Source organism: Pedobacter albus (assembly GCF_036324255.1).
GTDB lineage: Bacteria > Bacteroidota > Bacteroidia > Sphingobacteriales > Sphingobacteriaceae > Pedobacter > Pedobacter albus.
Genome location: NZ_JAZDQT010000002.1, coordinates 310,977 through 332,503, shown reverse-complemented (window position 1 = coordinate 332,503; position 21,527 = coordinate 310,977). Strand labels below are relative to the sequence as shown.

The 21,527-nt window shown below is 44.7% G+C and carries 19 protein-coding genes; 9 read left to right on the top strand and 10 right to left on the bottom strand.

Annotated elements, in window-relative coordinates; translation table 11 throughout:
- Positions 1 to 223: 223 nt before the first annotated feature.
- The 6 genes from VRU48_RS11280 to VRU48_RS11255 all read right to left on the bottom strand — a co-directional run bounded on the left by VRU48_RS11280 (position 224) and on the right by VRU48_RS11255 (position 6,633).
- Positions 224 to 1,342, bottom strand: a complete 1,119-nt coding sequence (locus VRU48_RS11280; RefSeq protein ID WP_330108027.1) for a M42 family metallopeptidase — start codon at positions 1,340 to 1,342, stop codon at positions 224 to 226.
- A 156-nt stretch (positions 1,343 to 1,498) separates the two neighbouring features.
- Positions 1,499 to 1,909 (bottom strand): GNAT family N-acetyltransferase, encoded by a 411-nt coding sequence (locus VRU48_RS11275; RefSeq protein ID WP_330108026.1) that lies wholly within the window; start codon positions 1,907 to 1,909, stop codon positions 1,499 to 1,501.
- Positions 1,910 to 2,539 (bottom strand): hypothetical protein, encoded by a 630-nt coding sequence (locus VRU48_RS11270; protein WP_330108025.1) that lies wholly within the window; start codon positions 2,537 to 2,539, stop codon positions 1,910 to 1,912.
- A gap of 12 nt (positions 2,540 to 2,551) precedes the next feature.
- Complete coding sequence (locus VRU48_RS11265) at positions 2,552 to 3,715, bottom strand: MFS transporter (RefSeq protein WP_330108024.1); 1,164 nt, start codon at positions 3,713 to 3,715, stop codon at positions 2,552 to 2,554.
- A gap of 108 nt (positions 3,716 to 3,823) precedes the next feature.
- Complete coding sequence (locus VRU48_RS11260) at positions 3,824 to 5,365, bottom strand: acyl-CoA carboxylase subunit beta (RefSeq protein WP_330108023.1); 1,542 nt, start codon at positions 5,363 to 5,365, stop codon at positions 3,824 to 3,826.
- A gap of 32 nt (positions 5,366 to 5,397) precedes the next feature.
- Positions 5,398 to 6,633, bottom strand: a complete 1,236-nt coding sequence (locus VRU48_RS11255; protein WP_330108022.1) for a porin — start codon at positions 6,631 to 6,633, stop codon at positions 5,398 to 5,400.
- 221 nt (positions 6,634 to 6,854) lie between these two features.
- Here VRU48_RS11255 and VRU48_RS11250 point away from each other — a divergent pair, with 221 nt between their 5' ends.
- The 3 genes from VRU48_RS11250 to VRU48_RS11240 all read left to right on the top strand — a co-directional run bounded on the left by VRU48_RS11250 (position 6,855) and on the right by VRU48_RS11240 (position 9,566).
- On the top strand, positions 6,855 to 7,193 hold the full coding sequence (locus VRU48_RS11250) for a hypothetical protein (protein WP_330108021.1): 339 nt from the start codon (positions 6,855 to 6,857) through the stop codon (positions 7,191 to 7,193).
- Between the two features lie 89 nt (positions 7,194 to 7,282).
- On the top strand, positions 7,283 to 8,884 hold the full coding sequence (locus VRU48_RS11245) for a SulP family inorganic anion transporter (RefSeq protein ID WP_330108020.1): 1,602 nt from the start codon (positions 7,283 to 7,285) through the stop codon (positions 8,882 to 8,884).
- Positions 8,885 to 8,888: 4 nt separating this feature from the next.
- Complete coding sequence (locus tag VRU48_RS11240) at positions 8,889 to 9,566, top strand: carbonic anhydrase (RefSeq protein WP_330108019.1); 678 nt, start codon at positions 8,889 to 8,891, stop codon at positions 9,564 to 9,566.
- A gap of 92 nt (positions 9,567 to 9,658) precedes the next feature.
- On the opposite strand, the gene VRU48_RS11235 is transcribed toward VRU48_RS11240, so the two are convergent.
- Positions 9,659 to 10,693, bottom strand: coding sequence for a DUF2157 domain-containing protein (locus VRU48_RS11235; RefSeq protein WP_330108018.1), 1,035 nt, complete (start codon positions 10,691 to 10,693; stop codon positions 9,659 to 9,661).
- Between the two features lie 356 nt (positions 10,694 to 11,049).
- On the opposite strand from VRU48_RS11235, the gene VRU48_RS11230 reads away from it, so the two are divergent.
- A complete protein-coding gene (locus tag VRU48_RS11230) occupies positions 11,050 to 11,955 on the top strand; it encodes an AraC family transcriptional regulator (RefSeq protein ID WP_330108017.1) in 906 nt (301 codons plus the stop codon).
- Positions 11,956 to 12,047: 92 nt separating this feature from the next.
- Here the strand turns inward: VRU48_RS11230 and pruA are convergent, their stop codons facing one another.
- Entirely contained in the window at positions 12,048 to 13,682 is a 1,635-nt protein-coding gene (pruA, locus tag VRU48_RS11225; RefSeq protein WP_330108016.1) for an L-glutamate gamma-semialdehyde dehydrogenase, read from the bottom strand.
- 174 nt (positions 13,683 to 13,856) lie between these two features.
- On the opposite strand from pruA, the gene lpxK reads away from it, so the two are divergent.
- Genes lpxK through VRU48_RS11210 form a run of 3 tightly spaced genes read left to right on the top strand, consistent with a single transcriptional unit; the run spans position 13,857 to position 17,717 of the window.
- Positions 13,857 to 14,918: a tetraacyldisaccharide 4'-kinase gene (gene lpxK, locus VRU48_RS11220; RefSeq protein ID WP_330108015.1), complete on the top strand. Its 1,062-nt coding sequence runs from the start codon at positions 13,857 to 13,859 to the stop codon at positions 14,916 to 14,918.
- Positions 14,881 to 15,696: a purine-nucleoside phosphorylase gene (locus VRU48_RS11215; protein ID WP_330108014.1), complete on the top strand. Its 816-nt coding sequence runs from the start codon at positions 14,881 to 14,883 to the stop codon at positions 15,694 to 15,696. The genes lpxK and VRU48_RS11215 overlap by 38 nt, the downstream gene beginning before the upstream one ends.
- The gene (locus VRU48_RS11210) at positions 15,696 to 17,717 is read left to right on the top strand and encodes a putative porin (protein WP_330108013.1); all 2,022 of its coding nucleotides are present in this window, start codon (positions 15,696 to 15,698) and stop codon (positions 17,715 to 17,717) included. The genes VRU48_RS11215 and VRU48_RS11210 overlap by 1 nt, the downstream gene beginning before the upstream one ends.
- 226 nt (positions 17,718 to 17,943) lie before the next feature.
- Here the strand turns inward: VRU48_RS11210 and VRU48_RS11205 are convergent, their stop codons facing one another.
- Positions 17,944 to 19,125 carry an asparagine synthetase B gene (locus VRU48_RS11205; RefSeq protein WP_330108740.1) on the bottom strand — a complete coding sequence of 394 codons (1,182 nt, stop codon included), beginning with the start codon at positions 19,123 to 19,125 and terminating at the stop codon, positions 17,944 to 17,946.
- A gap of 262 nt (positions 19,126 to 19,387) precedes the next feature.
- Between VRU48_RS11205 and VRU48_RS11200 the strand changes: the two genes are divergently transcribed.
- Together VRU48_RS11200 and VRU48_RS11195 are read left to right on the top strand one after the other, a co-directional pair.
- Positions 19,388 to 19,846 (top strand): peptidylprolyl isomerase, encoded by a 459-nt coding sequence (locus VRU48_RS11200; protein WP_330108012.1) that lies wholly within the window; start codon positions 19,388 to 19,390, stop codon positions 19,844 to 19,846.
- Between the two features lie 62 nt (positions 19,847 to 19,908).
- Positions 19,909 to 20,451 (top strand): DUF5606 family protein, encoded by a 543-nt coding sequence (locus tag VRU48_RS11195; protein WP_330108011.1) that lies wholly within the window; start codon positions 19,909 to 19,911, stop codon positions 20,449 to 20,451.
- 74 nt (positions 20,452 to 20,525) lie between these two features.
- Here VRU48_RS11195 and VRU48_RS11190 read toward each other — a convergent pair whose 3' ends face one another.
- Positions 20,526 to 21,524 (bottom strand): hypothetical protein, encoded by a 999-nt coding sequence (locus VRU48_RS11190; RefSeq protein WP_330108010.1) that lies wholly within the window; start codon positions 21,522 to 21,524, stop codon positions 20,526 to 20,528.
- Positions 21,525 to 21,527 lie beyond the last annotated feature (3 nt).

The window sequence follows — 21,527 nt, the reverse complement described above, 5'->3', positions numbered from 1 at the left end:
GCAGTTGATTTACTGATTAAAACGATTTTGTTGCGTAAAATAATGTAAAATATATGAACATTTTAAGCGCCTAACGCCTCATTTAGTCGCCAAATACTGGCTACTAAAAAGCCCGAGAAATAATTCCTCGGGCTGTATTTGGTTTTAGCTGCAGCTTAGCAGAATTCAGGTTGCAGTTGGCGGTTTTCAGTTGGCAATAAGCCTCTACCTTAAGCCTTCTACCTTACTTAAATTCCCTGAAATCCTGATCGGCTTTAATGTTCAATAAGCTTTCGTAAATCAAGCTGATTACATTATCAACGTCTTCTTTGTGCACCATTTCTACGGTAGTGTGCATGTAGCGCAAAGGCAGCGAAATCAATGCCGAAGGTACGCCGCCGTTAGAGTAGGCGAAGGCATCGGTATCAGTTCCGGTTGAGCGTGAAGAGGCTTGACGCTGAAATGGAATGTCGTTCTTTTCAGCGGTTTTGATTAACAATTTGTTCAGGTTGGTTTGTACCGCAGGGGCGTAAGAAACCACCGGACCTTTGCCACAGGCCAAATCGCCTTGGGTAACCTTGCTGATCATCGGCGTGGTGGTATCGTGGGTTACATCGGTTACGATAGCCACATTGGGTTTAATGCGTTGGGCAATCATTTCGGCGCCACGCAGGCCAATTTCTTCTTGTACCGAATTGACGATGTACAAGCCAAAAGGCAGTTTTTTCTTATTTTCTTTAAGCAAACGAGCCACTTCGGCAATCATAAAGCCACCGGCACGGTTATCTAGTGCACGGCCTACGTAATAACGGTCGTTCAATACCATAAACTCGTCTTCGTAGGTAATTACGCAACCTACATGCACGCCCAAGGCTTCAACTTCTTCCTTGCTGGTGCAGCCACAATCTAAAAAGATGTTTTTCAGTTCTGGAGCCTGTTCTTTTTCGCCATGACGGGTGTGGATGGCCGGCCAGCCGAATACCGCTTTTACATAGCCTTTTTCGGTGTGGATGTTCACGCGTTTTGAAGGTGCGATTTGATGGTCAGAGCCTCCATTGCGGATTACATAAATCAAACCATCGCTGGTGATGTAGTTTACATACCACGAAATCTCGTCGGCATGAGCTTCGATAACCACTTTATAGCTGGCCTTAGGGTTGATAACGCCCACAGCCGTGCCATAATTGTCGATGAAATGCTCATCGATATAAGGTTTCAAATAGTCCAGCCAAAGTTTCTGTCCGTTCCACTCATAGCCGGTAGGCGCGGCATTGTTGATATATTCTTCAAAAAACTGTAGCGATTTTTTGGTCACTACAGGAACATGTTTTTTCTTTTTTTCTTCGTCTTTTTTCTTTGCCATAATTATATTTTCTGATTTTGGATTGACGATTAGTACAGTTCGTTAAAATCCAATTGTTCAAACTTTGAGTGCGTTAAATATATTTTAGATTTACGATTTACGATTTACGATTTACGATTGGAACCGTATTCAAATCTAAAATCGTCAATCTATCCTCTAAAATTCCTTTTCCATAATTACAAAATCGTAGCCAGCCGCGGTATAGGTTTTGTCGGTTGCAACAAAGCCAAATTTAAGATAAAATTCTTTGGCATTTACCCGTGCATTGCACCATAATTTGGTCAGATTTTGCACTTGGCAGTAATCGATCAGGTATTCCATCAGCTGTTTGCCCAATCCATGGCCCTGTGCTTCGGGCAAAATGGCCAATTTGCGAAACTGGCCAACAGTACCTTCCACAAACAAAGAAACCACTCCAGTAAGCTCGTGGTTCAGGTAAAGGCCAAAATGGGTGCCCTCAAAATCGTTTTCCAGCTTTACAAAGTCGTAAGGCTGGTCTGGGTACATGGCGATATGCCTGATACGCCAGGTTAATGAAGGAAATATTTGTTCTACTACTGCTTCCATCTATAATAAAAATGTGAAACCAATTCGGCCATCAATGCCATAATAGGTTTCAAATTCGTTGGTGCGAACGGTTGGGCCAATGTTGAACTCAAAACTGGTCTTTCTGCTCATGGCATGCTGAAAACCCCATACCGGAGTAAGGCCGATTTCCCAGTTTGGACTGGTATAGCCCTTGCTTTGAAACAATGGGTAAAAATAACCAGCCACTTCTGCGCCAAAATAACTGCCAGAATTATTAATAGTCCTCTTGCCTTTGGCTATGCGCTTATTAAAATTGTAATAGTTTCTAATGCCGGCATAAACACTCGGACTAAGGCTAAAGTAAGATCTTGTTTCGGGTCTTGATATGGTGTAGTCGTAGCTTGTGCCATTATAGCTCTGTTCAAATCTGCTGCCATATTCAATGGCGACAGTGCTCGCAAGCCCTGCACCGAAATAAACAGTAGCGCGCATGCCTATTTTTTGTTCGTGTTCGTAGTACAGACCTAACAGGTTAAGCCTGATTTTGTTGAGTGATTTTACTGCTGCAGGCTGATCAGCTCTTACGGTATCTTGTGCGCTTGCTTTGTTTAAGCTTATAATTGTTGTTAAAAGGATGACGAATGTTTTGAAAGCGTTTTTAAATGTCATAGATAGATTGAGTTAGGATGTAAATTTCTTTTTGCTATAAAATTGATAAATTAAAATGTTGATGATTACGATGGCCGTCATTCCATAACAGAACAAATTCCAGCCCCCATGTTCCCAAAGTAGCAAACCTAAAGCAGAACCGCAACTGGCACCCACAAAACTTACCGACATGAAGATGGTATTGAGCCGATTTCGGGCCTCCGGAATGAGGGTGTAAATGCGGGTTTGGTTGGTTACATGGATAGCCTGCTGACCAATATCAATCAGAATAATACCAATAATAAAAGGAATAACGGCTGTGCCGATAAAATAGAACAGGGCTATGCTTACCAGTTGCAGGATAAAACCTTTCATCAGGTTTTGGCGTGGATTGCCACCATCGCTCAATTTACCCACCAAAGGGGCGGCCAAAGCACCAGCAGCGCCAGCAATGCCAAACAGGCCGATTTGCAAAGTCTGGTAATTATAGGGCGGATTGGCCAGAAAAAGCACCATCACGGTCCAAAAACCACTGATAATGGCAAAGGCCAGAAAGTTGATGATCGAGGTTTCGCGCAATACGGGTTGCGATTTGATGTAGCTGAACATCGAACCCATCAGCTGTGCATAATTGCCTTTAAATGAGGGAAAGCTTTTGGGAAAGCGTTTGGCCATCAAGGCAATCAGTAGCAAACAAATTCCGGCCGCCATGTAATAAACGGCACGCCAGCCCAGCCAAAAGCCAATGCTGCCACTTACTGCACGCGAGGCGAGTATACCAACCAGCAAACCGCTCATCACGATGCCAATGTTGTGCCCGCGGTTGCTATCGTCGCTTAAATTGGCAGTTAAGGGCAAAATCAGTTGGGGTACAATAGAGCAGGCACCAATTAGAAAGCTGGCTATTTCCAGTACAAAGAAACTTTTAGAAACGGCGGCCAGCAAAAGTGCCAAAATGGCCAATCCAGTAATAACCAGGATTTGCTTTTTGCGCTCGAACATATCGCCCAATGGCACCAACAAGAAAAGGCCCAGGGCATAACCTGCCTGGGTAAGGTAGGTGGTTTTGCCGGCCATGGTTTCGCTGATGCCAAAATCTTGGGCTATTAAGATCACCAAAGGCTGGCAATAGTAAATGTTAGCTACAATAAGGCCTGTGCAGAAGGCCATCAATAAAATATCGGCTCGCTTTAACATGGAAGGAAGGTATAAGGTTGAGGGGTAAAAGGTAGAGGGTAAAAGGTTGAGAGATAAAAGGCTTAGGATGTACCCAAACCTTTTACCTTTGGTCTTTTGCCTTTCGCCTTAAAGAGGGATATTGCCGTGTTTTTTTCGTGGATTGTTCACCACTTTGTTTTCAAGCATTTTAAAAGCCTTGATCAGCTTGGTGCGGGTTTGCGAAGGTTCGATCACCTCATCTACAAAGCCGCGTTCTGCCGCACGGTAAGGATTGGCAAAGATTTCCGAATACAGTTTTTCTTTTTCCAGCCATTTTTCCTGTGGGTTTTCGGCATTGCTGATTTCTCTTTTGAAAATGATTTCGGCCGCGCCTTTGGCACCCATTACCGCAATTTCGGCACTTGGCCAAGCGTAATTCATGTCGGCACCGATATGTTTCGAGTTCATCACGTCGTAGGCGCCCCCATAGGCCTTGCGGGTAATTACCGTAATTCGAGGTACGGTAGCTTCGCTAAAGGCATACAATAATTTGGCGCCATTGCTGATAATGCCGTTCCACTCTTGGTCTGTGCCCGGCAAAAATCCAGGAACATCTTCAAAAACAAGTAGCGGAATGTTAAAGCAATCGCAGAAACGTACAAAACGGGCAGCCTTTACCGAAGCGTGATTGTCTAAAACGCCAGCCAAATAAGCAGGTTGGTTGGCCACAATGCCAATGCTGCGTCCGGCTAGGCGGGCAAAACCCACCACAATATTTTCGGCATAAGCGGCGTGTACTTCTAAAAAGCTGTCGGTATCTACCACTTCGGCCACTACATCCCTGATGTCATAAGGCTGCGAAGCATTTTGTGGCAATAGTTCGTCTAATGCAGGCCTGTTTTCGTTGGCTGTTTCGTAAGCTAGGCTGGTAGGCCTTTCTTCGCAGTTTTGCGGCATGTAGCTCAACAGTTTTTTCACATGGCTAATGGCGTCAAGTTCGTTGGCGCAGGCAAAATGGGTAACACCCGATTTGGTGGCGTGCGTAGTGGCACCGCCCAATTCTTCCGAACTTACTTCTTCGTGCGTAACGGTTTTAACCACATTCGGGCCGGTTACAAACATGTAGGAAGTATTTTCGACCATCAGGATAAAATCGGTGATGGCTGGCGAATACACTGCGCCACCTGCACAAGGCCCCATAATGGCCGAAAGCTGCGGGATAACCCCAGAAGCCTGTACGTTGCGGTAAAAAATATCGGCATAACCGCCCAACGAAACCACGCCTTCTTGAATACGGGCCCCGCCACTATCGTTCAAGCCAATAATTGGTGCGCCGTTTTTCATGGCCATTTCCATGATTTTGCAAATCTTTTCGGCATGGGTTTCGGAAAGCGAGCCTCCAAAAACGGTAAAATCTTGCGAAAAAACATAAGTCAATCGGCCATTTACCGTGCCATAGCCTGTAATTACGCCATCGCCCAGGTATTTTTCCTGTTCCATGCCAAAATCGGTGCTGCGGTGCGTTACCAGCATGCCTATTTCTTCAAAGCTGCCTTCATCCAACAGAAAATGGATACGTTCGCGGGCAGTGAGCTTGCCTTTTTTATGCTGACTGTCAATGCGCGCCTGACCTCCGCCCAAATGGGCACTTTTTATTTTATGCTGTAAGCTTTCGATCTTATTCTTCATTCTTTCAAAATGGATTTTTTTAAAATTAGAAATTACCAACGGTATTGCAAACGCGTGGTAAATACATTGTCCTTTAAATCGCTCTGGTAGCCTGATAGGGCCGTGCCATCGTTTGTCACATGTTCGTTGTAAACGGTAAGCTTTAATCGTGGGCTTAAGGCACAGGTTAGGCCATAGCCCAAAGTTCCGTATTTAATATCGCCTGCTGTGGTGTTGTTGCCGGCCAATCCGATTTCTTTTTCGTCGATATCGGTATTGGGGTCGTAAACATCGTAAGCCATAATTACACTGAACCTGGTTTTGGCAATTTGTTGCGTCAGCCAAATATAGTAGCCGTTAAAATGGCGCAGGTATAGGTTGGTGGCGGGCTGTGTGGCAAAGCTTTGGCTGGCATAGGGACCTGCCAAACTGGCGCTGCTGGCTACGCCGGGCTGGGTGCCTGCCACATATTCGGTTTTGAGGCTGGTGGTGCCAAAAACATTGTCGTATTGCACCTGCAGGTTGGCGCCATAATAGTCGCGCTTCAGGTTGCTGCCAATATTGCTGGCGCTGGTGTTACTGGCAAAGCCGTGGCCGTTATTGGTATAATAGGTATCGGTATTGCTGCGAACGGTGCCTTTGTAAAACGAGCCTCCAAAGCCGATATGCAGTTTTTTATTGGCTAGGCTGTCGAATTTGAAGTTAAGGCCACCCACCATGTCTTTTTTAGAATCGTAATCCCGGGCCGAAAGTCCGCTGCCATTGATCACCGCAAAATCGGCCGTCAAAAACTTGGCTATTTTTTGGGGATGGAAAGAAACCATTGCGCCGAGATCCCTTTCCCTCGGCATTAGGGTTTGAAACACGCGCGCCCTTTCCGGAAAATCGCGATAGCCTGACGAGTAGATGATGGAGTAGCCGAAAGGACGGTTGAACAAGCCGGCGGTAAACATAAATTCTGGAACCGTTGGGGCATGGAGCTGGATAAAGGCATCCATCAGGTTTACGCCGTTTTGGGTAGCATCTATCTGAAAAACGATGCTCGAATATTTGTCTACCCGGTCTATTTTTAGTCGGCCACGCCTAATCATGAAACGGCTGTCGCTGTTTGCCGAAAAATCTCCGCCAGAAAAGGAAGTAATTCCCGCCGACTGCGCTTTCTGGAATTGAGTTTGCAGGTAGCCCGTAATTTTAATGTCGTGGATATCATACGAAGACGGGGCGTTGTTGTTTTGCGCCATGGCCAAAAGCGGAACTAAACAAACGAACAAAAAAAGACCTTTTTTCATTTTTTACCAATGGTTTTGCAGCGATATCAAGTAGTATGCGCTTTGGGCCGTGAAATTACGGTTAATCCATAGCTTTTCGAACAGAAATTATTTTTTAGCCCTGCCTTGGGTATCGATTTTGCGGGAAGCCGATGATTTAATTACATTTTTTTTACCATTTTATTTGTCACTTTGGTGTTTTTGGAACTATTTTTGGAGAAATCGAAAAAACAAAAAGATTTATGTGGTTTAGAAAATACCGTTTACTTATCGTGATTGCCTTCATGGGCATCTTTACGGCAAAGATGGTAATTTCTGGCGCGCCAGTGTTTTTTGCCCACTTAGACAAAAGTCTGATGAATGCTGTGATTATGCAGCTTGAGGCAGAGAACCATGGCGACGATACGGCCAAAGGCAGCGTAAAGTTTGCCGACCATAAATTAATGTTCTATCGCTATGATCTTACTTATGTGCCCCTCGAAATCGATTACGGGGTAACCAACAGTTTTATAGAGCATTCTCGGCGATACGTAGATCCTTATCACCCTTCGGTACCCACACCGCCTCCTAACTTTTCATAGGCTTTTACTTTTTGTCGTCAAATGTGAACTGTAGCAGTGGCTGCGGGACGATTCCTTATGAAAAAAATAAAATTTAACGCGAGTTTATTATGGAAAATGTGGGTTCGACCTCAGGGTCGGGTATTAATAAATATTTCTTAAAAAAGAATTTAAAACGCGACATACCTTCGAGTATCGTAGTGTTTTTAGTGGCCTTGCCTTTATGTTTGGGCATTGCCTTGGCCTCTGGCGCTCCGCTGTTTGCCGGTTTAATTGCCGGTATTGTGGGAGGCGTTGTTGTAGGCGCCATCAGTGGTTCGCAATTGAGTGTTAGCGGACCGGCTGCGGGTTTAACTGCTATTGTTCTGGGTGCAATTGCCTCGTTGGGCAGTTACCAGGTCTTCTTACTTGCTGTGGTTTTGGCAGGTGCTATCCAAATGGTGCTCGGCCTTATTAAGGCCGGCACTATTGGTAATTACTTTCCATCGAGCGTAATTGAAGGTATGTTGGCTGGTATCGGCGTATTGCTGATCTTGAAGCAACTGCCACATGCCATTGGTGTAGACAAAGATTATTTTGGCGACGAAGGCTTCTTCCAAAAAGATGGCGACAATACCTTTTCGGCTATTGTGCACGCTGTAAATGGATTGAGCTTGGCGGCTATTATCATCAGTTTGCTGTCTATCGCCATCCTGGTTTTTTGGCCAAAAATCAAAAAACTCAACACGGTGCCGGCACCTTTTTTGGTGGTGATACTAGGCGTGGGGCTGGCTATGGCCTTTCAGGGAACCAGCTATCAGCTCAGGGCCGATCAGATGGTGAATATTCCTTTGTTTAATGGCTGGGACGAATTTAAAAACCTATTCAGCACACCCGACTTTTCGGCCATTGGCAATAAGCAGGTTTGGATAGTAGGCTTAACCATTGCCGTGGTGGCCAGTTTAGAAACCTTGTTGGGGATCGAAGCGGTTGATAAAATCGATCCGATTAAAAGGGTAACGCCAACCAATCGCGAGTTGGTGGCCCAAGGTTTTGGCAATATGGCCAGCGGTATGTTGGGTGGTTTGCCAATGACTTCGGTAATTGTGCGCAGCTCGGCCAACGTTAATGCAGGTGGCCGCACCAAAATGGCTACCATTATACACGGTACTTTGTTGCTGCTGTCGTTGCTGTTCATTCCGAAGCTGATCAACATGATCCCTTTGGCCTGTTTGGCAGCGGTACTTTTGGTAACCGGCTATAAATTGACACGCATTTCGCTGTTTAAGCACATGTACCATAAAGGATGGGACCAATTTGTTCCTTTTGTGGTTACCGTGCTGGCCGTAGTGCTTACCGACTTGTTAAAAGGGGTAGCTATCGGTATGGCTTTCTCTATTTTTTACTTGTTGCGTACCAACATGCGCAATCCATTCTTTTATAAAGTACAGGAAGAGGGAAACAAGAAAAATATCAGGATTAAGCTGGCCGAAGAGGTATCTTTTTTAAACAAAGCCTCTATTCAGGTGTTGTTAACCAATATCCCGAAAGAAACCAATGTAATTATCGACGGTTCAAACGCCAGGTACATCGATCCCGACGTATTGGAAACCATTTTTAATTACAAACATAATGCTTATACTAAAGGCATTATCGTAACTTTAGAGCACATTAAAAGTCATTACACTGTGCCTAAATTAAATACTAACATTGTAGAAAAAATTAATCATTAAAATTATGTGCGCAAAAAATATAGAAAAAGATAACCGTCAAGAAACCATTACTTACGATAGCCTATTGCAGGGCAATAAAGATTGGGTTGCGACCACCTTAAACGAAGATCCTGCTTTCTTCGACCGTTTGGCAGCAGGGCAAAACCCACCGGTATTGTGGATTGGTTGTTCTGACAGTCGCGTGCCGGCCAACCAGATTACCAACACCTTGCCTGGCGATATCTTCGTACACCGCAATATTGCCAACGTGGTTACGCATACCGATATGAACTTGCTAAGCGTATTGGATTATTCGGTAAATGTGCTTAAAGTAAAACACGTAATCGTTTGTGGCCATTATGGCTGCGGTGGCGTCAATGCGGCACTTGGCGATAAACAGGTTGGTTTGATCGATAACTGGTTGAGGAATATCAAGGATGTTTACCGCATCCACGACAGGGAATTGGATACCATTAAAGACCAAGCCCGTAAATTTGATCGTTTGGTAGAACTGAACGCCATTGAGGGCGCAGCCAATATCATGAGCACCTCAATTGTGCAAAATGCTTGGGCCGCCGGACAGGAATTGTCAGTGCACGCTTGGGTATACAGCCTTAAAACCGGCTTGATCAGCGATATGAAGGTAAGTGCTTCTAGCGCAGCCGACATTTCGCCAGTGTATAAAATGAAAGCCAATAAATAAGCAAAACAATTGTCAATTTTAATAGAAGCCGTCTCTTAGGAGATGGCTTTTTTATTGGAATATCATGATGATAAAGCCCTGCTTGTGATGGCTTATTTGAGAAACTCGAGGTTCCAGATTTTTTCGGCCTTGCGCCCGATGAGCCAAAAAGAAGCCGCCAGTACCAAAAAGAAAAGGGCCTTGTGCCAGCTGTCCCAAAAATATTCGAAATAGCGGGTGTACAGGTTCAGGAACAAGAAGGTGATGCCAAATTCGCGCGCCACTTCATCTCTGTATTTGAGGCCTGCCCAGATGCTGATGAGGCAAACTCCTGCCGAAACAATGGCGTAATAGAATAGGCTCAGCTGCTTGATGCCATACCAGGCCTCCAACGTTCCGTAATTGCCAAAAACCGATAAAAACCAGAGCGATACAAACAGGTAAACCATGCCGCAAACATAGCTTACCTCAAAAAAGTAGCCCCATTTTTTATGGTTGCGCAGCAAAAAGGCCAAGGCAGTTACCGCCAAGCCGAAAAATACAAAACGCAAAGGGTAGTTCATGCCCAGGAAATAATAGTTGCTTCTGCTCAGGTAACCGGTTTCGGTACCAAACCAGGCCGCCAGCGAAATCAAGGCGAAAATCCAAGTCAGTTTAGAGCGGTACAGATAGCCGATGATACCATAAACAAATACCGAAATAAGAATGAGGACGGAAAAATGTCCGCTGCCATTATCGATGGTTTTGCCAAAATAAGCCAGGGCATTGGCCGTGAGCAGGATGGCGCTAAACAAGATGGCCTCGTTGCTAAACCGGAGTTCGCTGTGGTGTTTTTTGCGTTTAAAGCCAAGGTAGTACAGCCAGCCCGCACCAGCTGCCGATAAAATGCTGATGATGATATTGGGCGTTTGGTAGATTTTTTTCAGGTAGTTAAGCACCGAATCGTCTATCAGAAATGCACCAAGCGAGATAAAGCCACAGGCCATGGCAATCCAAAAAGAATATTGGGCCAGCCTTAGCCAGTCGAAAGCCTTGGTTTCGTAACTTTTTTTCAGTTTAGTTTCGGTATCGGCATCTATCAGTCCGTCGGTTTTCCATTGCTCGATTACCTCGTCTAAAAACTCGCTTTTGTCTTTGTCGATTTTCATCTGTACCTAAAGATACCACGGGCATTTAAAAGAAACAAATAAAACTTCATGAACATCAAGCATCAAGCTCTTGCTTTGGTCGATAGTTTATAGTCAATAGTCGATAGTCCATGGTTCATGGTTTGGAAACTGAGAACCGAAAACTGTGGACTAGCTTTAGTCGATGGCGCATAGTCCATGGTTCACGGTTTGGGAACTGAAAACTGTGAACTGAAAACCGTAAACTGATTTTGGTTGCTGGCGATAAAAAAATGAGCCATATTTAAGTAGCTTCTTAGTATCTTTCGGCAAAGAAAACCAAATATAGCCTCGTTTGCAGGTCCTTGCCAAGGCTAGGGCAGGAGGTTTATGCTGTCATGAAAAAACATCAATCCCCGGTAAGAATCAAAAAAAGAGAGGGCTTTGAGGGCCAAAGGCATATTGTGCTGCCCAAAAAGATCGAAAGTGCTTTTTTAAAGAAAGATCCCATTACCAAACAGATTTATATTACCGACATCGGCTATTTTCCGAAAGCCAAAAACCATTTTGTACTGCGCGAGGAAGGTGCCGAACAGCACATCTTGATTTATTGCGTAGATGGTACGGGCTGGGTAGAGCTGGAAGGGCAACGGGTGGTGATTTCGCCGTCTACGTTTTTTATCATTCCCCTAGGGGCCAAACATAGCTATGGTGCCGACGAGCAAAATCCCTGGAGTATTTATTGGGTTCATTTTAAAGGCAAGTTATCGAAACAGATTATCGAGCTCATTTCCGAGCAGGTGAGCGGCCTGGAGCCCAAAATTATCTTTAACGAAAACCGGATCAAGATTTTTGAGGAAATCTACCTCACGCTCGAAAACGGCTACAGCGACGATAACCTGCGTTTTATAACCATGGCCTTTTACCATTTCCTCTCTTCTATTTTGTATGAAGACAAATTTGGCCGTGTAGAGCTGAAAAACAGCAATCAGGTGGTGGGCGAGGTAATTAAATTTATGCAACAAAACCTAGGCGCCAGTTTTGCCCTTAAAGATTTTGCCGATAGGGCCAATCTCTCTGTTTCGCATTTTTCTATGGTATTCAGGTCGGCTACAGGTTATTCGCCCAGCGATTATTTTAACCACCTCAAAATACAGAAAGCTTGTCAGCAGTTGCGCTTTACCGATTTGTCTATCAAACAGATTTCGAATACCGTTGGCATTAAAGACCCTTATTATTTTTCGCGCCTGTTTACCAAATGGATGCACGTATCGCCTTCGGCTTACCGGAAAATGAAAAAATAAAAAAGGCCGGTTCATCCGGCCTTTTCTTGATATACTTGCGAAGTTTTTAAAACTTCGCAAGTGTTGTTGTCCAATAAACTTCGCAAGTGTTGTTAGCTTTCTGCTAAAAACGGATAGCGATAATCTTTTGGTGGATCGAAGGTTTCTTTGATGGTACGTGGAGAAACCCAGCGCAACAAGTTGATCATCGAACCGGCTTTATCGTTCGTACCACTGCCTCTGGCGCCGCCAAATGGCTGCTGACCAACTACGGCACCTGTACATTTGTCGTTAATGTAGAAGTTACCGGCCGCATTGCGCAAGCGTTGGGTAGCTTTTTCTAAAGCATAACGGTCTTGGCCAATTACGGCACCCGTTAAGGCATAGATAGAAGTGCTGTCAATAATGTCTAAAGTTTTATCGAAATCTTTATCGTCGTATACAAAAATGGTTAATACCGGGCCAAACAGCTCTTCGCACATGGTGGTATATTTCGGGTCGTCGACCACTAAAACCGTAGGCTCGATGAAATAGCCTTTAGTTTTGTCGTAGTTGCCGCCGGCAATAATTTCAACGCCTTTGTCGTTTTTGGCTGCATCGATATATTTAGCCAAGCTGTTGAACGATTTCTCGTCGATAACCGCATTGATAAAGTTGCTGAAATCTTCGGTAGGGCCCATTTTAAAGGTCGCCAAATCCCTCAACATCAGTTCTTTTATTTTTGGCCATAGGCTTTTGGCAATATATACCCTCGAAGCCGCAGAACATTTTTGACCTTGGTATTCGAAAGCGCCACGGATAATGGCTGTGCTAGATACCTCTGCATCGGCAGAACCATGTATCAAGATAAAGTCTTTGCCACCGGTTTCGCCTACTATGCGAGGATAGGTTTTGTACTTGTGGATATTGGTGCCGATGGTTTTCCAGATGTCTTGAAAAACGCCGGTAGATCCGGTAAAGTGGATGCCCGCAAAATCAGGGTGAGAGAAAATCACATCGCCTGCATCGGGACCAGAAACATAAACCAGGTTGATGACACCGTCTGGCAAACCCGCTTCGCGGAAAATCTGCATCAGTACATTGGCGGCATAGATTTGGGTATTGGCTGGTTTCCAAACCACTACATTGCCCATCATGGCTACCGAAGTAGGCAAGTTGCCGGCAATGGCGGTAAAGTTAAACGGAGTTAAGGCAAACACAAAGCCCTCTAACGGACGTTGCTCTACACGGTTCCAGCTGCCGCGAGGCGATACCGGAGGTTGTTGCTTGTAGATTTCGGTCATGTAGCTCACGTTGAAACGCAAAAAGTCGATCAGCTCGCAAGCCGAGTCGATTTCTGCCTGGAAAGCATTTTTGCTTTGTCCCAACATGGTGGCGGCATTTAATTTATAACGGTACGGACCTGCAATTAGGTCGGCAGCTTTTAAGAAGATGGCTGCGCGGTGCTCCCATGCCAGGTTTTCCCAATCGGCCTTGGCTGCCAAAGCAGCATCAATGGCTTGGCTTACGTGGTTTTTGTTGCCCTTGCTATAGTTGGCCAACAAATGCTGGTGATCGTGCGGAGGGGTGATTTTTCCCTTGTCTTCGGTATAAACTTCTTCGCTACCGATATACATCGGGATATCGATCACTTTTGAGCGGCTTTCGGCTAGTGCCGCTTTTAACAATTCGCGTTCTTTACTTCCTGGTGCATAACCCAAAATGGGCTCGTTAACAGGAGCAGGTACGTTAAAAAATCCTTTAAGCATAAATTAAATTCTTGTTTGTACAAAGATAGGTTTTATAGTTTAATGCCATTGTAAAATAGCGGCATAAAAGTGCGGTTTATTTCTCTGCTTTCCATGGTGTTTTCACAATTAACGGCCATTGTACACGATGCATAAGGTAGTACGGTTAATAATAGCTATTTTTGAACCTTGAACATGCTTAAATACCTGCGCCTCTTACTTTTTCCATTTGCCCTGCTTTATGGCATAGTGGTTATGCTTAGGAACAAATTGTACGATTGGGGCATTTTCAAATCGGTGCGCTTCGAACTGCCTGTTATTTGCATTGGTAATGTGGTGGTTGGCGGTGCGGGCAAAACGCCTACTACCGAATATTTGGTGAGGCTGCTGGCCGATTATAAAGTGGCCATCCTGAGCCGAGGCTACGGCCGGAAAACCAAAGGCTTTGTATTGGCCGATGCCCAGGCGACAGCCGAAACCATTGGCGATGAGCCCTTGCAGTACCATCAAAAATTTCCACAGGTAACCGTTGCGGTGTGCGAAGATCGGGTAAAAGGCATTAACCAGCTCAAGGCCAATCATGAAGTGATTTTGCTGGACGATGCCTTTCAACACCGTGCGGTAAAAGCCGGATTTAACATCCTGTTGTTCGATTTTGCTTCTTTCATGCACTGGCAGTTTTTGCTGCCCATGGGCAATTTGCGCGAACCTTTTAATGCCTACAGGCGTGCCGATGCCTTGTTGGTAACCAAAGTGCCGGCTACCTTAAAGCAGGAGGTGAAGGAGGAAATAGGCAAGGGGTTTTTGTTGCGTGAAGAACAGACCCTTTCCTTTGCTTCGATCAAATATGGAGAACTGCTGCCTTTGTTTGGTGGCGAAACCCGAGCTGTTCGGGCAACAACCACAGTATTTTTGCTCACCGGCATTGCCAATCCTGCTCCCCTGGCTAATTATTTGAAAAGCCTGACTTCAAACATCGTGGCTTTCGAGTTTCCAGACCATTACCGTTTTAAGCAAGACGATATCAGGCAGCTGGTTAAGGCCTTTGACGAGCATTCTTCAAAAGAAAAGATTATAATTACAACAGAAAAGGATAGTAAGCGTTTATTAGGAGATAATTTAAAAGATTTACTCTTAAATTTGCCGATATTCTACCTGCCAATACAGCTAGAATTGGCCGTTACAGATAAGCAAACCTTTGACAAAAATATATTAGACTATGTTGCAAGAACTAAAAGAGTCGGTAACCTACCTTAAGCATAAAATAGAAGATTTTAAACCCGAAGTTGGCATCGTGCTGGGCACAGGCCTTGGCGGTTTGGTCAAAGAAATTGAAGTGAGCCACAGCGTATTGTATGCCAGTATCCCCAATTTCCCGATTTCTACGCTCGAGTTCCACTCTGGTCGCTTGATTTTTGGTACTTTGCAAGGCAAAAAGGTAGTGGCCATGCAGGGCAGGCTCCACTATTACGAAGGCTATAGCATGCAGCAGATTACTTTTCCTATCAGGGTGCTAAAGGCTTTGGGTATTCAGTATCTCTTTGTATCGAATGCGGCCGGTTCGCTCAACCCTGATTTTAAGAAAGGCGACCTGATGATCATCAGCGACCACATCAACCTGCAGCACGAAAGCCCTTTGCGTGGCATCAACGATTCTGATTTAGGGCCACGTTTCCCCGATATGAGTCAGCCTTACAACCGCGAGCTGATTGCCAAAGGCTTAAAAATTGCGCAAGAAGCCAATATTACTTGTCATCAAGGCGTTTATGTGGCCGTAACCGGCCCGAATTTAGAAACCAAGGCCGAGTACAAATACCTGCGCATTATTGGTGGCGATGCCGTGGGCATGAGCACCGTACCTGAAGTGATTGTGGCCAACCACGCCGGATTGCCGGTTTTTGCCATTTCTGTATTAACCGACGAAGGTTTTCCGGAAGACCTGCAGCCTTTTAGCCTGGAAGAGATTTTAGAAACGGCGGCGCATGCAGAACCCAAAATGACCCAAATTCTTAGCCAGCTTATTTCTTCTCTATAATGCAGAAACTCATTGCCTTTCTTCTGTGCTGCAGCCTGGCTTTTTGCACTTCGCAATTGTTTGCGCAAGATTTGAAAACCAGTGTAACCAATAATAAGGAACTCGATTCTTTGCGGAAGAAGGAAGAGGGCGCAAAAGATTCGGTGGTATTCGATTCGAAGTACATCAGGTATACCACCTTGCGCTTAACCAAAGACAGCATCCATACCTTGCCTATTGATACCGGACTTACCGGCATCCAGAATTTTAGCGTGTTGCAACAGCCGCGCAGGCCCACCATCGGCACAGGTGTAATGGGCCTTTCGGCTACTTCATTGCTGTTCGATCCGAGAAAAAACATCGGCTTTGATGCCGGTTTTCATGCCATGGATTACTATGCGCTCAATTACGACGACGTGAAGTTTTACCGTGCCCGAACGCCTTTTACCAGCCTGTATTATGTAAATGGTTCTGATAAGGAGCAGGTGCTCAAAATCGTCCATTCGCAAAACGTGAACAAGAACTTCAATTTTGGGGCAAATTTTGATCGTATCGGGGCCAATGGCGCTTATACCCATCAGCGTGGCGATGTGTTGAATGCGGCCTTGTTTATTTGGTTCCAATCGCCAAACAAGCGCTACAACCTCTGGGCCGATGCCGTTTTTAATACTTTTAAGGCCCAAGAAAACGGATCTATTCTCAAAGATACCATCTTTACGCAAACCAGCGGTTCGTTGGTTGATAAGCAGGCAGAACCCGTTAGACTCGGTACAGCCAAGCAGCTGTGGCGGAAAAATCAATTTATGATCCGCCAAAGCTATTTTGTAGGGCGCATAGACAGCACGCTGAACGCCAGTAACCAAAGCATATTGCCTACCAACAAGATTACGCATACCCTCGTTTATACCAAAAGTGCCTATTCGTTTAAAAAAGACGAGATAGATGCCTATAAGGCCATTGTGGTAGGAACGCCATTTCCGGATAAGATCCACCCGGTCGACTCTGTTTTTACCAATGATTCGACCAGCGTAAAGCACTTGCAGAACGATTTTGTGTACACCTTTTTCCTACGGGGAAGAGGAAGCGGTTTCTTGGGCAAAAACGAGCTGAAGATTGATGCGGGTATCAGACACGATTTTTACAGCTATACGCAACAAGGCTTGCAGCGCGATCGTAGCCTGTACTACGAGCATAAGGCTTCTTTCCAAAACATCAGCTTGTTAGGGGCTTTGGGCTATCGCTTTAGCAACAAGGTTGATATCAACGTGAACCTGCAGCAGATATTTCAGGGCGAAAATACCGGCGATTTCCTTTACGAAGCAAAGAGCAATGTGCTTTTGGGCAATAAGGCCGGACAAATTGTGCTGGGGGCCTATATGCAGAATAAATCGCCCGAAGAAATCTATTCGCGCTATTATGGCAATTACTACGATTGGGTAAACAACTTCAACCGGACGAAAACGGTAAACTTTACCTTTAACTATCTTAATCCAAGATACGGTTTTGATGCCTCAGCTGCCTATTATTTGATTGATAACTACCTGTATTTTGCTGCCGATGCCAAAACGGGTATTGCACCGCAACAAGCTACTGGCAGCATCAATTTGCTACAGGTAAGCGTGGGCAAGAAGTTTACCTATAGAAGCTTCCATTTGGACGCTTATGTGGTTTACCAGAAAACAGACAGCAAAGACATCTTAAGAACACCCGAAGTGTATACTTTCAACAGCATTTATAAGGAACAGACCTTGTTTAAGGCTTTGAAAACACAAATCGGTTTCGATATCAGGTACAATACCGCCTATTCGGCACTTTCTTATTCACCCGCAACCAGCCAGTTTTATAACGGCGACCCCGTAAAACTAGGCACCAAACCCGTAGTCGATGTTTGGATCAAGGCCGGTTTGCGCAGAGCGAATCTTTTCCTTAAATACGATTACGTAAACCAAGGCCTTTTTAGCAATGGCTTTTATACGGTTAACCGATACCCGATGCCCGACCGCCTGCTTAAATTTGGCGTAAGCTGGAATTTTTACGATTAACATTTGCGATTAACACTTGCGAAGTCTTAAAAACTTCGCAAGTGTTGGCTTAAAGACTAAAGCTTAAAGACTAAAGTAATGTTTGGGCGTTGATGTTGATGTATTGCATTTGGATTGCTACTACACCTCATATTTTAAAAAATATTATTGCTAGCCTTTATGCTTTAGTCTTTGGCCTTTAAGTTTTGACGTGCTTTGGTCTTTAGCCTTTAAGCTTTAGTCTTATTTAGGTCTTCTGCGGTTTCTTTTTGGCCGCCGGAAAAAGCACGTTGTTCAAAATCAGGCGGTAGCCCGGCGAGTTGGGGTGCAGGCTCAGGTCGGTAGGTGGATCGTTTACCTGGTGCTGGTAATCTTCGGGGTCGTGTCCTCCATAAAAAGTAAATTGCCCTTTTCCAATTTCACCATGCAGGTAACGCACTTCGGCCCCGCCCTTGTTTTCGCCCAAAATGGTTACACTGGGTTTGATCAGGCTTTTTCTAAAGGCGGTAGTTTGGCCCATAAAGCCTTTAATCACTTTGTCGTGGTCTTGGGTAAGCATGGTTGGCACCAAATCCCATTTGGCCGAAAAATCGAATAGGGTAAAATAATCGTTGCTCTCGGTAAAAGTACGGGTTTGGGTTACGTCTATGTCCGAAAATTCGTAACGTTCGGGGTTTAGGTCAATTTTAAAATCCTTAAAGGCCACACAGTTGTTGTAGTTGAGCTTAGATTGGGCATTGGCATCAGTTCCATCACCATCAAACATGCTTTCGGCAATATCAACGCCTTCGGCAGCCAGGGCAATGTCGAAACTATCGGTACCCGAACACATGGCAAACAGAAAGCCTCCGCCTGCGCAAAACTCCTTGATGCGCTTGGCCACGGCCAGTTTCATTTCGGATACCTTTTTAAAGCCGTTTCTCTTGGCCGCAGCCTCTTGATATTTCACGTCTTCCTGATACCAGGTGGCATTTCTAAAAGCATTCCAGAAACGGCCGTATTGTCCGGTAAAATCTTCGTGGTGCAGGTGCAACCAATCATAATTGCCCAATTTGTCTTTCAGGATTTCGTCGTCGTAAATAACATCGTAGGGAATTTCGGCATAGGTGAGCACCAAGGTCACGGCATCGTCCCAAGGAAGTTTGCTTTTGGGCGAATAAACGGCGATTTTCGGTGCTTTTTCCAGCTTCACCATTTCCATGTTCACATCCGGATTGTTGATTTCGTTCAAAATGGCGGCGGCTTTTCCATCGGCAATTACCTCGTAAGAAACGCCACGGATCTTGCACTCGTCTTCAATGGGTTTGGCATACTTCACCAAAAAACTTCCCCCGCGGTAGTTGAGCAGCCAATCGACCTCTGCCTGCTGCTTAATGCTCCAATAGGCAATGCCATAGGCTTTGAGGTGGTTTTTTTGGCCTTCGTCCATGTAAATGAGGATAGAAGAGGCCCGGCTTGCTACCGAACACAACAGCAGGCAAACAATTAAACGGAATTTATTTATAGCCATAAGGATACTTGCTATGCGAATGTATATTTTTTGGAGGCTAATCTGAAATTATTACCTTGATAAAAACGTTAAAACAGCAGGTTTCATATCAATTTAGTATTTCTTTGATACGATTTGTGGCTCAGGTATTAGGCTAATCGTTTCAATTTGTTAAATTTGTCTCTTCACAATAAATTATAAAATGAGCAAAGCAATAATAAAGACTGAAAAAGGTGATATGACCGTGGAGTTCTATGACAAAGATGCTCCGAGTACTGTTGCCAACTTTAAGAAATTAGCCAGCGAAGGCTTTTATGATGGCGTTACCTTTCACCGTGTAATCCCGAATTTTGTTATCCAAGGCGGCTGCCCTAATTCTAAGGAAGGCGCAACTGGCATGCCTGGTACAGGCGGTCCGGGCTACAAAATCGATTGCGAGCTAAGCGGAGATAACCAATACCACGACCGTGGCGTATTGTCTATGGCACATGCCGGAAGAAATACTGGCGGATCGCAATTTTTTGTTTGCCACAGCAGAGATAATACCGCGCATTTAGACCGCAACCACACTTGTTTTGGCAAGGTGATTGAAAATGTAGATCTTGTTGACGACATTAGACAAGGCGATAGAATTTTATCAATTGAAGTTATAGAAGATTAGTACTTAAGTAGAGCGCATAGCGGAAACGCCATACGCCATACACTGTACGCAATACAAAACATATGAACTTAAGAGGAATTGTAGCCGTATCTGGCAGACCAGGCTTGTTTAAGCTGGTTGGACAAAATAAAGTAGGCTACGTTTTAGAAAGCCTAGACGAACAAAAGCTGAAAATCGTAGCTAATATTTCGACTACCAAATTGGCTTCGTTAGAAGATATCACCATTTATGGCGAAGACGAAGAACTAAAACTGGTTGATGTATTGGCCAACATTGCGGCTAGCAAAAATGCAGTGCCTGATAGCAAGGCAGATGGCAAGGCTTTGCGCGGCTTCTTTTTAGAGGTAGCTCCGGGCCACGACCAAGAAAAGGTTTATGCTTCTGATATGAAGAAAATCCTAACCTGGTACCAGTTGCTTAAGGATTTGCCTTTGTTTACCGAAACCCCAGAAGGCGCGGATGCAGATGCGCCAAAGGTGGAAGAAAAAGCAGAGAAAAAAGCCAAAGCAGCGCCTAAGGCCAAGCCAAGCAATGCCAAGGCACCAACTACCAAAACATCGGCACCGGCTAAAAAGGCCAACATGACAAGCAAAAAAGGCGTTTAATTAACGTTTTTAAGAATAAAAAAGCACCACCCGAAAGGAATGGTGCTTTTTTTATGGGAACTTTAGCCCAGTGCTTAATAATAGGAATAGCGTTTGCCGTCGGCTTGGATAAGGTAAACCTTGTTGTTGCTAATGCCTACTGAAGCCTTGCTTGATAGCCAGTCATAAGCTTCTGGGCTACTGGAGCCATCCTTATATAAGATCCTGTATTTTTTATCATCCTTAAAAATGCCCAGACCGTTTTTAACGATAAGGTCGCCCAATATTTCGCACCTATGGACGAAGGATATAATTGCTACAGGCTTTCCTTTTTCTAGGTTATAATATTCCCACTTTTTGTTTTTAAACAAGCCCATAAATTGTGGCGAATAGGAAGCCGGAAACCGGCGACCGCCCGAATTGAAGCCTTGAATCAAAAAGTCGTCATAATCAAACTTGAACAAGGTTTGGCCGGTTTCGTCAACAACCCCAATTTTGTTTTTCTTTTTGGCTACTGCTATTTGATGGCCTGCAAAATAGATGCTGTCGAACGTGGGCTTAACAACAGTATCTTCAATATTGTCGGATACTTTTCTTTTTTTTAAGCCATATTTGCCATGCTTGTTACTAAAGACAAACAATGCCGGTGCCATGGGCTCTGCACATGCAATCCATTGGCTTGCCAGTTTCCCTGTCCGCAAATCGAAGGACTTTTCTTCAGAAACCACCAGTAAATAATCCTCGTAGCTTCTTAACCTGTCGGAAAGGAGAAAGTTGTTCTGCTTTGGATCTACTATTAAATTGCCATTTCTGTCTATTATGCCAAATTTGCTGCCGTTTTTAATCAGCGCGTAATCGAAGCTGTTAAACGGGTAGGCCAGCTCAAATCCCTGCTCGGTTATTTTCTGGTTGTTTTTGATGTTTTTGTAATAAAAATAATGGCCATCAAAACTTGGCAGGATAGAATCCGGCCTCAACGAAAGGCGGGTTAGGGTTTCGAGGTTAAACGGCAGGACAGTGGCATTGTCAAGCTGCTGGGCCATCGAAAAATTCGAAGCCAAAAGAAGCAAAACGAAGAGTTTCAGCTTGTGCATTTC